The organism is Arthrobacter sp. 01L42, from assembly GCF_056400005.1.
The window spans coordinates 127,986-142,257 of sequence record NZ_JBFTSL010000006.1; the positions used below are offsets into that span (position 1 = coordinate 127,986).

Consider the following 14,272-nt stretch of genomic DNA (forward strand, 5'->3'; position numbering starts at 1 on the left):
AGAACGATGTGAGGGTCAGTTTACGTCCCGAACCCGGGAGTGGGCCGGGTTCCTCTGAGGGCGAATCGGGGGCGGGCCTGCGGCGATGCTCAAATGCGCGGTTTGCTTGCCGACCCGGGCCGCTTGCCGGGCTGCGTTTGCTTGCCGGGCCTGCGGCCCGGGTGTAGCTTGATCCGGATGCTGCGCATTGGCTCAATCGTCATCCGGGTGGACAACCTCGAACGCCAGATGAGTTTCTGGCAGGCCGCCCTGGGCTACGAGCCGCGGTACGAGCCCGACGGCGACTTCGTGATCCTCCAGCCGCCGGGCGGCGTGGGCACGTGCATCTCCCTGGACCGGGTCCCCGCGGCCGTCCAGGTCCCGCCGCGCCTGCACCTGGACCTCTACACGGACGCCCAGGACGCCGAAGTGCAGCGGCTCCTGGCCCTGGGCGCCACCCGGATCGAATGGAGCAAGCGGCCCGCGGACGCCGACTACGTGATCCTGGCCGATCCGGAGGGCAACAGGTTCTGCGTGGTGGACACCGCCGGGAGCCCTTGAAACCTGTTGCTTCGCGGGGGAACGGTGTGCCAGCCTCGAAGTGATCCCGTCGCCGCGGCGACGACGGGCGACGGAGAAGGAGCACGGCATGGGACTGATCCATATCGACCTGTTCACCACCCTCGACGGCGTCGCGCAGGCCCCCGGCGGCCCGGACGAGGACACCGACAGCGGGTTCGAGTTTGGCGGCTGGCAGGCGCCGCTCATCGACGAGGTGGTCGGCGGGCAGGTCACCTCCGGGATGACGGGGATGGACGCGCTGCTGCTCGGGCGCCGGACCTACGACATTTTCGCCGGGTACTGGCCGCACGCCAACGGTGAGATCGCGCGGCTGTTCAACCGCATCCCGAAATATGTGGCCTCGCGCGGGACGCCGGCCCTCGAGTGGGCCGACTCCACGCTCCTCGGTCCTGATATCGTCGCCGCCGTGCGCGAACTGCGCGACCGGCACGAGAACATCCACGTGATCGGCAGCCTCGACTTCGTGCAGACCCTGTTCGCCGAGCGGCTCTTCGACCGACTCACGCTCTGGGTGTATCCGATCCTTCTCGGCGGCGGAAAGAAGGTCTTCGCGGACGGGGTGGTTCCGACGAACCTCAGGCTCATCGAGCCGGTCGTCGCCTCACCGAAGGGCGCGGTGCTGCAGCGCTACGCGCTCGCCGACGGCACCCCTGGCGTCGGCGACATGTCGGCCGTAACCCAGGAGGGCTAAAGCGACACGCCCCAGCCGTTGCCCGCGCCCAACTAGCCGTTCAGCACCACGTTCGCCGGCGGCTCGCCCGCCAGCATGATCTCGATCTGCCGCTGCAGCAGCCGGCCCATCCTCGGGCGCATCGCCGAGCTCGCGCCGCCCACGTGCGGGCTGATAATGACGCCCGGGGTCCGCCAGAGCGGGTGGTCCTGCGGCAGGGGTTCGGGATCGGTGACGTCCAGCGCGGCGCGGATCCGGCCGGAGGCGGTGTGCCGGACCAGGGCCTCGGTGTCCGCTACCGGGCCACGGGCCACGTTTACCACCAGGGCGCCGTCCGGCATGGCCGCGAGGAAGGCGTCATCAATCAGGTGCCGGGTGGAGTCGCTGAGCGGAACCCCCACCACGACGATGTCGTGCTCCGGCAGGAGCGTGTGCAGCTCCGCGATGCCGTGGATCCGGCCGCGGTCATCCGTCCGTTCGGTGCTCGCCACCCGGGTCACGGTGGTCTCGAACGGCAGGAGCCGGTCCTCGATCGCTTTGCCCACCCCGCCGTAGCCAACGATCAGGACGCGGCGGTCGGCCAGGCTGGCCGTGGGCCGGGCGTCCCACCGTCCTTCCTGCTGGTTCTGGATCAGGCGGGGCAGTTCGCGCTGGCTGGCGAGGATCAGGGCGAGCGCCAGCTCCGCGGTGGAGGTCTCGTGCACGCCGGACGCGTTGGCGAAGACCCGCCCGGCCGGCAGGAACTCCGCCACGCCGTCGTACCCGATCGACTGGCTCTGCACCAGGGCCGTGTCCACCGCTGCCAGGCTCCGCAGGACCTCCGGGCCGCCCATGTACGGCGGGACCACGATGTCGATCCGCGGCAGGGGCGGCTCACCGGCGAGGTCCCACTCCAGGACGGTGACGTCCGGGTGCGGCTTAAGGTACTCACGCAAGGTGGGGTCCGGCAGGCTGACAGTAATTTTCCGGGTCATGAATGCCAGCGTAGTGGACCCGCATCTGGGATTTTTGTCCCACTTGGGCCGCGCCCCGCGCGCTCCGTGGACTTCGCCCCCGGCCCGGCCTAACGTCGGAGGCACCACCCAGTCGAGTCCGGAAAGGCCCACGTACATGACGAATCCGGGCCCCCGGCCGGCCGCTCCCACCCACCGCAGGAACGTGGTGCTCGTCTGGGCCGCCGCGGTGCTGGTGCTGGCCGCCGTCGTGGTCCTCGGCGCGATCCGCACCGCACCCGGCAGTGATTCCCACACCCGTGACTTCCTGACCCGCGACTTCCTGACCGGTGACGTCCTGACCGTCGCCTGGCAGCAGGAGCCGGGCCCGGCGGAGACCGCACCGGCAGCCCCGGCGGCCGCCGCCGTCGACCTTCCCGCCGAGATGCAGCGGATCATCGGCGCGCACCCCGATCACCGGATCGGCGTCGCCGTGCTGGACACCCGCGACGGCCAGCTGCAGAGCTACGGCGACGTGGCACCCTACACGGCGGCGAGCACCGCGAAGGTCCTGACGGCCGCCGCCTACTACCACCTCGTGGAAACCGGCGATAAGTCACTCGATGCTCCCCTGGGCGCGTTCAATGCCGCGTTCCAGCTCAAAGCCATGATCAACACCAGCAGCGACGACTCATGGCTCCTGCTGATGCGGGACATCGGCTACCCCAACCTCACCGCCTACGCCGCCACCCTCGGCATCACCTACGATCCCGAACAAAACCTGCTGGCACCGACGGACATGGCACGGCTCCTGGCGCAGCTCACCACGGGCAAGCTGCTCAACGCCGGTCACACCGCGGAGCTGCTCGGCTACATGCAGCACACCAATGACGAGGACCTCATCCCGGCCGCCGTCGCCCCCGGCATCACGGTCCACCACAAGTACGGCGTGGTGCAGGGCTACGTCCACGACGCCGCCCTGCTCAGCGCCGCCGACCGCTCCTACGCGGTGGTCATCTACACGTGGGGCCCGGACGACGCCGACAGTGCGGACCGCCTGGACCTCATCCACGACCTGACTCACCAGCTCACAGGCGCGCTTTTTGGGCAATAACGGGCCGGCAGGGGCCAGCTCCTGCGAGTGAGCTGTTAACAGGCTGAAAATCAACCGATCAGAGGTGGCGCAGGCTCCATTACGGGGGCAGGATGAAAGAAGCGGGAATAGTCTCAGCCGCAGCTGCCCGATGGAACCCCACGCCGTGGGGCCGTCCTCTGGAGGAGCACCAGATGTCCATTCCTTCTGAATCAAGAACGTTCAGTCGCCCCGACGCAGGGGCCTCTTGTCCAGCGCGCGGTCCAGCACGTCCCGCCGCGCCGCCCTGACGGGTCCGCACCAGCTCAACCGCCGGCCCCACACAACGGGGCACGGGTCCGGCCCGCACTACGGGCTGATCGAGGCTGCTGGGGCCCCGGAATTCCTCCCAGTCACATGTAGGAGACGCCGCAGTATTGGAGCAGGCCTAGGATCCCGCGAAGAGGACCGTGCAGATGCGCGGCTAGGGGAGCCTTCCGGAGCCGGGCTGTCCAGGGAGTCACCTTGACCCGCATCCTCATTGCAGAAGACGAAGAACGCATCTCCCGCTTCATCGAAAAGGGTCTGCGCGCGGCCGGCTACGTGCCCACGGTGGTCGCCGACGGCGTCACGGCCGTGGACTACGCCTCCAGCGGCGAATTTGATCTCCTGCTCCTGGACATCGGACTCCCCCGCCTGGACGGGTACGCCGTCCTCGCGGCGCTGCGCCGCGGCCAGGTGGGCATCCCGGTCATCTTCCTCACGGCCCGCGGATCATCCAGCGACACCGTCGCAGCGCTGGAGGGCGGCGCCGACGACTACATCGTCAAGCCTTTCCACTTCGAGGAACTCGTGGCCCGCATCAAGGCCCGGATCCGAAAGTCGGACACCGGCGATGTGCTGGCGGGAAGCGTCATGCGCTACGGGCACCTGGAGCTGAACCTGCTCACCCACTCGGTCAGCGTCGACGGCAGGATGGTGGAACTCTCTGCCCGCGAATTCGCGTTGGTGGAAATGTTCCTGCTCCACCCCGGGCAGGTCCTGAGCCGGCAGCAACTGCTCAGCCATGTCTGGGGCTACGACTTCGACGGCACGTCCAACGTGGTGGATGTGTACGTGCGCCAGTTGCGGATGAAACTCGGCGCGGACCGGATCCTCACCACCCGCGGCGCCGGGTACCGCCTCAGCTAGGTACAGCAAGCTGATCCGCGCAGGAAGGGAACAGAGTGGCCACCTTGGATGAACATCCCAGTGAAGACGGCCAGGCCGCGCCGGCGGTTGCCTTCCCTGAGGCGGAAACCCAGGACCCGTCCGGCTGGGGCGCAAAGATCCACTCGGTGCGTTTCCGGGTGGTGGCCGCCATGCTGGGCATGATGCTCGCCGGGGTGGTCACAGCCGGGATGGTCACGTTCGTGGTCCAGTTCCAGGACTCTGATGCCAGGACCGACCAGGCGGTTCTCGACAAGGCGAATGCCGTGGTCAAGGTCGTCCAGACAAAGAAGAAAACGTCCGGTGACTACGCCAACAGGACGTACGTCAGCGCCCTTCACGAGGCCGCGGAGGATATCGAGCCGCGCAGCAACGAGGTCATGGCAGGGATAGTGGATGGGCATGTGGCATGGACCGTTGAAGGCAACGGAGACAGCAACCTCCTGAACAACAGCATGTTGGCCGATGCTGCCCAGCTCAGCAACCCGGCCGGCGCGTCCTTCGGCGAGCTGAACTCGGACGGCCGTCCACTCAGGACAGTGGTGGTGCCCATGAAGGGCGCCCCCGGGACATTCTTCCTGGTCGGCCGGGACGCCGGCGATCAACGCGAGCACAACGCCAGCTCGGTGCGGACGTATTCGCTGGTGGCCCTCGGCATGCTCCTGGCTGCAGCGGTGATCGGCAGCGTGGTTGCGGGCCGGCTGCTCGATCCGCTCCGCCGTATGCGCGAGACGTCCCGGGCGGTGGGCCCGGAGGACCTCACGCAAAGGGTGACGGTGCGCAAGGGCGAGGACGACGTCACCCTGCTTGCCAAGACCTTCAACACCATGCTGGAAAGACTCGATGAGGGCGCCCAGCAACAGCAGCAGTTCCTGGACGACGCCGGCCATGAACTGCGGACCCCGCTGACCATTCTCCGCGGGCACCTCGAGCTCGTGACGGTCGATGACCCGGACGATGTTATAGCCACCAGGGACGTGCTGCTGGACGAGGTGGACCGGATGCAGCGCCTGGTGGACGACCTCCTGCTGCTCGCCAACTCCGGCGAGATCGGCTTCATCCAGCGTGAACCCGTCCGGGTCCCGGAGCTCCTGGATCAGGTCATGGAGAAGGTGCACGTCCTGGCCGACCGGCACTGGCAGATCGATGAAAGAGCCGACTACGTGGTGGAGGCGGATCCGCAGCGCCTCACCCAGGCACTGGTCCAGCTCGCCGCGAACGCCGTCAAGTACACCGGACCGTCCTCCACAATCGCGCTCGGTTCCCGGATTGAGCGCCCGACGTCGAACGACGGGACCTCGCTGCCCCCGCAGGACACCCTCGTGCTGTGGGTGCGCGATGACGGGATCGGCATCGCCGCCGAGGACCAGCAACGGATCTTCGAACGGTTCGGCCGGGCGCACACGGGCCGCGGCGTGGAGGGCTCGGGACTGGGCCTTGCCATTGTCGCGGCCATCGCCCAGGCACACGGGGGCGTGGCCACGGTGGAATCCGAATACGGCCACGGGGCCACGTTCCTGATCCGGATCCCCCTGCAGTCCTCCGGCGTCCGCGTCTGACCTGGTCCGCCGGCTGGCCCGCAGCCGCCCTCTGACCCCACCTCCCTTCTGGCCCGCACCTGCTGGTGCCCGTGCCTAAGCGCGGCGCCGCAAAAGCGGGCCCTTGGATGAGGAATCCTTAATCTTCCCCTCATCCCACCCTCACTCTCGGGGCGCACGCTGATGCTTAACATCAGACAGCACCTGCCCGGACACAGTCGCGATCGCGGCCTTGTCCGGGGGCACCGGGGGCGGGGGAGGATTGTTGTGGAGCCACTGCGGATAGTGCTGTACTCACATGATTCAGTGGGCCTGGGACATGTGCGTCGGAATCTGGCACTGGCCCACGCGCTGAACAATCAGCTTCCCGGGCTGATCGGCCGCCCGGTCACCGGAATCCTCATCACGGGCACAGCCCTCGCACCGGCGTTCGGGTTGCCCGAGGGGTGGGACTGGGTGCTCCTTCCCGGTGTGGCGAAGGGTTCCGCGGGCTACCTGCCGCGGAACCTGACCTTGCCCATGGGGGAGCTCGTGCCATTGCGGGCCAGGCTGCTGCAGGCAACACTCGCCGGCTTTTCCCCCCACCTCGTGGTGGTGGACCGGCACGCCACGGGCGTTCACGGCGAACTCGAAACAGCCTTGCGCCACGCCCGCACCGCCGGGCCCGTGCGCGTGGTGCTGGGCCTCCGCGAGGTCCTCGACTCGCCCGCCGCCGCCCTCGCCGAATGGGCCAGAGTGGGCGGTCCCCGCGTGGTGAAGGACCTGTTCGATGCCATCTGGGTCTACGGCGATCCTGCCGTCCACGATCCCGTAGCCGCCGGCGAAATACCGTTCGCCCTCCGAAAGCTCATCCGGTACACGGGCTACCTGGCCGTTGGGCGCCCTCCGGCCTCCGGCACCAGCTGCATGCCCGGGCGGTACTGCATGACGACGGTCGGCGGCGGCTCGGACGGCTATGCCCTGGCCCGCGTCGCCGTCGCCACGCCGGTCCCGGACGGGCTGGGACACCTCGTGGTCGCCGGGCCGCAGATGCCCGCCGAGCAGCTCAATGACCTCCGGCAGCGGGCCCGCCCCGGCGTCAAAGTGGTCGCCGCAGTCGATGACATCGTGTTCCACATCCGGCACGCCGGCGCCGTCGTGGCCATGGGCGGCTACAACACGGTGTGCGAAATCATGAGCACCCCTGTCCCGGCCCTGATCGTGCCCCGCACGCAGTCGCGCGCCGAGCAGCGGATCCGGGCCGAGTCCCTCGCCGCGGCCGGGTACCTGGAGCAACACGAGATTGGCACGCTGACGCCGGAGATCCTGGCGGCCTGGCTGGCCGCCCGGATCGGCACCACCGTGGACCGCCGTCGTGCGGTGCTGGACGGCCTGATCCGGGTTCCGCAGCTGGCCGCCGAGCTGCTGCGGCCGCTGGCCACTACCGTGCTGGCCCAAGCGGACCGGGACGGTGCCGATCAGGTCGCCGCCGAACGGGCCAGTGCCGAACAATTCAGCGCGGACGAAAGCGATGCCGCAGCGAGCGTGAAAGGTGCCAGCCGTGTCGCCGTTTGAACCCGGGACGGCGTACGTCCTGAAGATGTACCCGCGGTTCTCCGAAACGTTCATCGTTTCGGAGATCCTGGCCCGCGAGGCCGCCGGGGACCGGATCGAAATCTTCTCGCTCCGTCCCACCGACGACCCCCGGTTCCACCCCGAGCTCGCCCGGGTCCAGGCACCGGTGACGTACATTGACCGCCCCATCAAGACTGTGGCCCTGTGGGAGAGCCTCCGGATGGCCGACGCGGCCGGGCTCACAGCCGCCGTCGGCCGGAATTTGGGCGAACTCGCCGCCGCCTCGGCAGACGACGCCGTGCAGGCCATCAACCTGGCCACCGCGCTGCAGAACCGCAACATCCGGCACATGCACGTCCACTTCGCCTCGGGATCAACCACCGTGGCCCGGCTGACGTCCCTCATCACCGGCATCCCGTTCTCGTTCACCGCGCACGCGGTGGATATCTTCCATGAATCGGTCCAGGACGAGGACCTGCGGCTCAAGCTCGAGCAGGCCCACCACGCCGTGACCATCAGCCAGTACAACATGCGCTACCTGCGCCGCCGCTTCCCGTCCTCGACCGCCCGGCTCCATCTGGTGCGCAACGGCCTGGAGCTGGAGCGCTTCCCGTACCGGGAGCCCCGGCCGCTCGAAGCCACCCTCCGCATCGCCGCCGTCGGGCGCCTGGTGGAGAAAAAAGGCTTCCAGTATCTGCTGCCCGCGGCCGCCGAACTGCTGGACCAAGGGGTCAAACTGGACCTCCGGATCGCCGGGACCGGGCTCATGGCCGAAGAACTGGAGGCCGGCATCGGCCAGCTCCGACTCGGCGCCCATGTCCGCCTCCTCGGCCCGCAGACCCAGGACCAGGTCCACGAGCTGCTCCACTCCTCCGATGTCTTCGTGGCGCCCTGCGTCGTCGGCGCCGACGGCAACGCGGACGGCATGCCCACGGTCCTGCTCGAGGCCATGGCCACGGGCGTCCCCTGCGTCAGCACGTCCGTCACCGGGATCCCCGAAGTAGTCCGGAACGGCTCCACCGGGGTCCTGGTCCGGCCGGGCAACCCGCACGCCCTGGCCCGCGGCATCTGCCAGCTCGGCTCCCCGGCCACGGACAGGCTCGCCATGTCCCGCAACGCCCGCGCCCTGATCGAGGAGGACTACGACGTCCACCGCCAGGCCGAGCTCCTGAGGTCCCTCTCCCGTTCTGAAAGGAGAGTCGCATGACCCGCGTGGCCTATCTCTGCGCCGACCCCGGCGTTCCTGTCTTCGGCACCAAGGGCTCCTCCGTCCATGTCCAGGAAATCGTCCGGGCGTGGCGCGGGACCGGCGCCGCCGTCACCGTCTACTGCACCCTGCTCGGCACCGAGCGGCCCAGCGACCTTGCCGATCTCGACGTCGTCGAAGTCAAGCCGGAATCCGTCCCCGCCTCCGCGCGGGAACGGGCGGTCCAGGACGCCGCGCTGGGCCTGGCGGACGAGGTCCTGCGCAACGGCTGCGGGCTGTTCTACGAGCGCTATTCGCTGTTCAGCCCGGCGCTGTCCGTGGTGGCCCGCATCCTGGACGTGCCGTCCGTGCTGGAGGTCAATGCGCCGCTGATCGAGGAGCAGCAGCGGTACCGCCAGCTGCTCGACGTGAAGAAGGCTGAGACGGTGTTCCGCCGCAACGCCGCGACGGCCGACGTCGTGGCCTGCGTCTCGGATCCCGTGGTCCGCTGGGTGCGGGCGCGGGTGCCGACCGCCAGGACCGTGCTGGCGCCTAACGGAGTGAACGTCGAACGGATCACGGCCCGCCGCCCCGGCCGCCGGAATCCGGACCACCTCACCGTCGGGTTCGTCGGAACCTTGAAGCCCTGGCACGGTGTCCCCGGCCTGCTGCACGGTGTCGCCCTGGCCAACCAGCAGACCGCCGACCCGGGCCTGCGCTGGCAGCTCCATGTGGTGGGTGACGGCCCCGGCCGGCAGGACCTCGAACGCCTCGCCGAATCCCTCGGCGTGCCGACGGTTTTCTCGGGCCCCGTCGCGCCGGCTGCGGTGCCCGGCCTCCTGGCAGAATTCGACGCCGCCGCCGCACCCTATCCCCCGGACGGACCTGGCCAGGACGATTACTTCTCGCCGCTGAAGGTTTTTGAGTACATGGCGGCCGGGCTACCTGTAATCGCGAGCGCCGTGGGCCAGATCCCGTCCATCATCCAAGACGGCCGCACCGGGATCCTCGTCCCGCCCGGGGACCCCGCCGCGCTCGCGGACGCCCTCCTCCGGCTCGGCCAAGACCCGAATTTGCGGGAAAGGCTGGGGCTCGAGGCCCGCAACGACGCCGTGCAGCGGTTCAGCTGGAGCGGGGTGCTGTCCCGGATCACCGAGGCGCTGCCGCCTGCACGCAGACTGGCCAGGCAATGACCACCACTGCCAGGCATTCGCACCCCCGCAGCTGGCGGACCTTATGGCGACGGACCCGCACCAGCGCACCGGCTGAACTCTCACCGCTGCGGCGGACCTTGCGGTGCGTCCGCCCGCATTTGCGCGGGCACAGGCTGCTCATCACTTGGGGATTCATTGCTATGGCCGTGGAAATCCTCTTCCGGCTTCTTGAGCCGTGGCCGGTGAAAATCGTCCTGGACTCCGTCTCACACTCACTCGGCGCCAATCTGCGCAGGTCCCCGCTCAGCGTGGAGGCGAGCGCGGAGGTGCTGCTCCTCTGCGCCGGTGCGGTGGTTGTCATCTGCCTGATCCGGGCCGTGGCCGGCTACGTGTCCGCGATTTCGTTTGCCCTGGTGGGTACCCGGATTTCCTCCGAATTGCGCGCCCGAACCTTCCGCCACCTCCAGGGCCTGTCGATGCGCCACCACAGCCGCGCCTCCACCGGCGACACTGTCCAGCGGCTCGTCGGAGACGTGTCCCGGCTGCAGGATGTGGCCGTCACGGCGGGGCTCCCCCTCATCGGCAATTTCGTGTCGCTGATAGCAATGATGTTCATCATGCTCTGGCTCGATCCTTTGATCGCACTGGTGACGTTCGTGTCCATCGGGATATTCGTGTTGGTGTCCCGCAAGAACTCGGGATCGATTACTACCGCGGCCCGCAAGTCACGCAAGGGTGAAAGCGCCCTGGCCACCACCGCCGCCCAGACGTTGGGCGCAATGCGCGAAGTCCAGGCGTATGGACTCGAAGACACCCTCAGCTCGGGCTTCAGCAAGAGCAACCAGTCGGCACTTGGCTCCGGCGTGGTCACGCTGCGGCTGGCCGCCAGCCTGCAACGGAAGACCGACGTCCTGACGGGAATCGCGACGGCGGTGGTCCTGGCCGCCGGCGGATGGAGGGTGATGCAGCACGTGATGACCCCGGGTGATCTGGTCGTCTTCCTGACCTACCTGAAAACTGGGCTGAGGCCACTCAAGGATGTGGCCAGGTACACGAGCCGCATCGCCCGCGCGACGGCCTCCGGGGAACGGGTTGCGGACCTGCTTGAGGCCCAGAGTGACGTGCCCGAGTCACCGCACGCCGTCGCCCTCAAGAACCCGCACCCGGACATTGTGTTCGAGGACGTCTGGGCCGGCCACTTCGAGGAAACCGCGGTGCTCAAGGGAATCACCCTGACCATACCGGCGGGTCAGCACTGCGCCGTGCTGGGGCCCTCCGGGGCCGGGAAGTCCACGCTGGCAAGCATGATCCTTCGGATGGTGGACCCGTGGAAGGGGAATGTCAGCCTCGGCGGCGAGGACCTGCGGGACCTCAAGATCGCTTCCGTCCGCGCCCACGTCTCCATCCTGCTCCAGGACTCCGTGCTGTTCGGAACCTCCGTCCGGGAGAACATCAGGTTCGGCCGCCTCGATGCCACCGATGAGGAGATCGAAGCCGTGGCGGCCCTCGCCCAGGCCGACGGTTTTATCCGCGCACTGCCCCAGGGCTACGAAACCGTCCTTGGCGAGGCGGCCAACAATCTTTCCGGGGGCCAGCGTCAACGGCTGGCCGTCGCCCGTGCCATGCTCCGCAAGGCCCCGATCGTGATCCTGGACGAGGCGACCGCCGGGCTCGATCCGGCATCCCGGGATTCGGTCCTCAGCGCCCTGGACACACTCACCGAGGGCCGGACCTCCATCACGATCACCCACGACGTCAACTCGGCCCAATCGTGCGACCGGGTGATCTGGCTCGAAGACGGCCAAATCCTGGAAGACGGGCCGCCGCAGTCATTGCTGGCCGATCCGGATTCCCGCTTTGCCGGCTGGGTCCACAGGCAGCAGACCCCCGAGCCGGGTGAACTGTTCAAGGTGCCGACATGAGCACCCCGCAGGGACAAAGACTGCAGGAACAGTGGCTGCAGGCGCAGCGGCGCGACGCTGACCGTGACCTAGCGGCCCGTGACCCCCGGATCCCTGGCCTGAACTGGGTGCTCGACGACGAGCTGCTCTCCGAGCTACTGGGCGAAAGTGTCCGGATCATCAGGACCCGCTACAAACCGCACACCTCCGCCCTCGTCGCCTTCCGCCGGGCCGGCAGCGGCGGCAACGGCAGCTACGGCAGCGGCGCCGGCAGCTACGGCTGGGCATTGACCACAACACCGGAGCACGTCGGGAAACTGCAGCAGCGGGCAGACAGTTCGCAAAAGCGCGACGGCGGCATCCGGCGCGACGGCGGCATCCGGCTTGTCCAGCCCGACCGTCCGCACGGTGACGTCGTCGTGGCTGTCGGCCCCATCGAAGAGGACTGGCCGCTGCGCCCGAATCTGCGGTGGCTCCGGGACCAAGGACTCGGACGGCTCGGAGCGCTCCCCGCGGCAGGGCGCTTCCTGGACCCCCCGTTCAGCGTGCTGAGATACAACCCGGAGCGCAGGCTCGTTGTCAGGATCCCATCGGCGACACTGCCCGTCGTCGTCAAGACCGCCGTCCAAGCTGACGAAGCTGCCGAAGGCCTCCGCCTGCGGCAGCGGCTTCAGAGCCACGGCATCCCGGTCCTGCCCGAACTCGCCGACCCGGAATGCGCCGCGCACGGCATCAGCGCCTCCCCGGACTGGGGCCACGGAGACCTGGGCGGCGTCGACAACGATCCGGCCGCCTACCGGGCCGGCCAAGCCCTGGCGGCGATCCATGGAATGGACGCGGGAACCGGAGCGGACCCGATGGCGGACATGGAGGACCTTGTACGCCAGCTCATGGCCACGCGGTCCATGATCACTTGCCTGCTCCCCGGGCTCGAGGCTCCGGTGGACGCGCTCACCGGCCGGCTCCTGGCAGCTGTCGGCGCCGCCGGCCCCCGAAGGCAACAGCCGGTGATGGTCCATGGTGACTTTTCTGCGGACCAAGTACTGGTGGACGGCCCGGCCGTCCGCATCATCGATTTCGACCGAGTCAGGACCTCCGACCCGGCCAGGGACCTTGGGTCCTTTGCCGCGGTGGAGGACATCGCAGACCCCGCCGGCGTCGGGCCCGTCGCCGGCGGCCGCAAGACGGCCCAGCTGATCGACGGTTACCGCGAGGCCGGCGGGCACGTATCGCAGGCCAGGGTGGAGACCTGGGCGGCCTTCCGGTTGTTCCTGAACAGCGTCGACCCGTTCAGGAACCGGGCCAGCGACTGGCCGGCCGACACGAGCTGGCATATCCGCCGGGCCCTGGAGTTGATCGCATGAGCTGGCACCCGCCGCTTTGGAAATACACCGACGACGCCGGCACGGCGTGGCGCGTCCACAACGCGTGGCCCGATAAAGAACCCGGAGAATACTTGTTGGAGGTCCGGGCTGCAGAACGGCCCGGCGTTCGGGGAGCACATCTGAGCCATGGCCACTTTGAGATCCTGCCGGAGGACGATCCCGAACTGCCGGCCCTTCGGACCGAAAGACAGCGCGGGGAAATCATTTCCCACTGGCCCTACACGCGGGCGATCATCCGGGCGGAGGGATGCTACATCAAGGTCTTCCGGCCCGGCAGGGCCGCGGTCCCTGCCGAACGGTACGCCCAGATGGACCTCCTGCTGGACGCCGGCGCCTTTACGGCGCCCGAGGTGCTTCAGAGCTCCCCGGACACCCTCGTTTTGAGCGCCCTCTCCGGACCGACGCTCGGCGAAATCGGCGAGGACTACGTCACGATCGGCGACAAGGAGTTTGCCGGCGCATGGGAAGAATGGTCCAGCGCCTGGCTCGCCCAGCTGAGCGCGGCGTCTGACGTCAGCAGACAAACCGTTCTGGGCGCCCTGCCGGTCCATTCACCGGAGGTGGAAGCGAGGGGCGTGGCCCGTTGGTTGAAACTATGGCTGCGCCACACAGAGAATGTTCCGGAATTGTCCACCCAACGCGGCACCTTGATCGCCATGGCAGATTACGTCACGGCGAACCTGCTCGGCTCGGTACCGGATGCGCTGGTATGGGCCCACGGAGACCTGCATGACCGGCAGATCATCGCTGGCGACGGCCGGTCCCCGTTCGGGCTGCTGGACTTCGACGATACTGCCCGGGCCGAGGCCGCCCGCGACCTCGCCTATCTGGATTTCCATCTGGAGCGGCGCATGTGGCGCAGTAACCTGACGCCGGCGCGATACCTTAAGGCCCACACAAAGGTGCTGGCCGTGGCCGAGCAATTGCAGGTCAGCCAGGATCGGTTCGATGCCTACTCGGACGCACGCTGGCTGCGGCTGGCCTGTTCTTCGCTCCCTTCGGGCTCATCGCTGGCGACCCGCGTTCTCGAGGACCGGGTAAGGCATCGTCAGTCCTTCGGATCCACCGTCCTGGCCAGCAGCCGGCCCCTCGGATCCCGGAGCTGATCCC

At 68.5% G+C, this 14,272-nt stretch carries 12 protein-coding genes; 11 read left to right on the forward strand and 1 reads right to left on the reverse strand.

What is annotated here, in order from left to right; translation table 11 throughout:
- Positions 1–177 precede the first annotated feature (177 nt).
- Together AC1DN2_RS06985 and AC1DN2_RS06990 are read left to right on the forward strand one after the other, a co-directional pair.
- Positions 178–540: a VOC family protein gene (locus AC1DN2_RS06985; RefSeq protein WP_476849746.1), complete on the forward strand. Its 363-nt coding sequence runs from the start codon at positions 178–180 to the stop codon at positions 538–540.
- Between the two features lie 88 nt (positions 541–628).
- Positions 629–1,252, forward strand: coding sequence for a dihydrofolate reductase family protein (locus AC1DN2_RS06990; protein WP_476849747.1), 624 nt, complete (start codon positions 629–631; stop codon positions 1,250–1,252).
- Positions 1,253–1,284: 32 nt separating this feature from the next.
- On the opposite strand, the gene AC1DN2_RS06995 is transcribed toward AC1DN2_RS06990, so the two are convergent.
- On the reverse strand, positions 1,285–2,205 hold the full coding sequence (locus AC1DN2_RS06995; RefSeq protein WP_476849748.1) for a 2-hydroxyacid dehydrogenase: 921 nt from the start codon (positions 2,203–2,205) through the stop codon (positions 1,285–1,287).
- 136 nt (positions 2,206–2,341) lie between these two features.
- On the opposite strand from AC1DN2_RS06995, the gene AC1DN2_RS07000 reads away from it, so the two are divergent.
- The 9 genes from AC1DN2_RS07000 (at position 2,342) to AC1DN2_RS07040 (ending at position 14,268) form a co-directional block, all read left to right on the forward strand.
- Complete coding sequence (locus AC1DN2_RS07000; RefSeq protein WP_476849749.1) at positions 2,342–3,277, forward strand: serine hydrolase; 936 nt, start codon at positions 2,342–2,344, stop codon at positions 3,275–3,277.
- Between the two features lie 483 nt (positions 3,278–3,760).
- Positions 3,761–4,426 carry a response regulator transcription factor gene (locus tag AC1DN2_RS07005; protein ID WP_223913445.1) on the forward strand — a complete coding sequence of 222 codons (666 nt, stop codon included), beginning with the start codon at positions 3,761–3,763 and terminating at the stop codon, positions 4,424–4,426.
- 44 nt (positions 4,427–4,470) lie between these two features.
- Entirely contained in the window at positions 4,471–6,003 is a 1,533-nt protein-coding gene (locus AC1DN2_RS07010) for a sensor histidine kinase (protein WP_476849750.1), read from the forward strand.
- Between the two features lie 300 nt (positions 6,004–6,303).
- Positions 6,304–7,536 (forward strand): glycosyltransferase family protein, encoded by a 1,233-nt coding sequence (locus AC1DN2_RS07015; protein WP_476849751.1) that lies wholly within the window; start codon positions 6,304–6,306, stop codon positions 7,534–7,536.
- Positions 7,523–8,743 (forward strand): glycosyltransferase, encoded by a 1,221-nt coding sequence (locus AC1DN2_RS07020; protein ID WP_476849752.1) that lies wholly within the window; start codon positions 7,523–7,525, stop codon positions 8,741–8,743. Before AC1DN2_RS07015 ends, AC1DN2_RS07020 begins: the two co-directional genes overlap by 14 nt.
- Positions 8,740–9,915 (forward strand): glycosyltransferase, encoded by a 1,176-nt coding sequence (locus AC1DN2_RS07025; RefSeq protein ID WP_476849753.1) that lies wholly within the window; start codon positions 8,740–8,742, stop codon positions 9,913–9,915. Before AC1DN2_RS07020 ends, AC1DN2_RS07025 begins: the two co-directional genes overlap by 4 nt.
- Positions 9,916–10,076: 161 nt before the next feature.
- Positions 10,077–11,798 (forward strand): ABC transporter ATP-binding protein, encoded by a 1,722-nt coding sequence (locus AC1DN2_RS07030; protein WP_476849754.1) that lies wholly within the window; start codon positions 10,077–10,079, stop codon positions 11,796–11,798.
- Positions 11,795–13,141: a phosphotransferase family protein gene (locus tag AC1DN2_RS07035; protein WP_476849755.1), complete on the forward strand. Its 1,347-nt coding sequence runs from the start codon at positions 11,795–11,797 to the stop codon at positions 13,139–13,141. The genes AC1DN2_RS07030 and AC1DN2_RS07035 overlap by 4 nt, the downstream gene beginning before the upstream one ends.
- Positions 13,138–14,268, forward strand: coding sequence for a phosphotransferase (locus AC1DN2_RS07040; protein ID WP_476849756.1), 1,131 nt, complete (start codon positions 13,138–13,140; stop codon positions 14,266–14,268). Before AC1DN2_RS07035 ends, AC1DN2_RS07040 begins: the two co-directional genes overlap by 4 nt.
- Positions 14,269–14,272 lie beyond the last annotated feature (4 nt).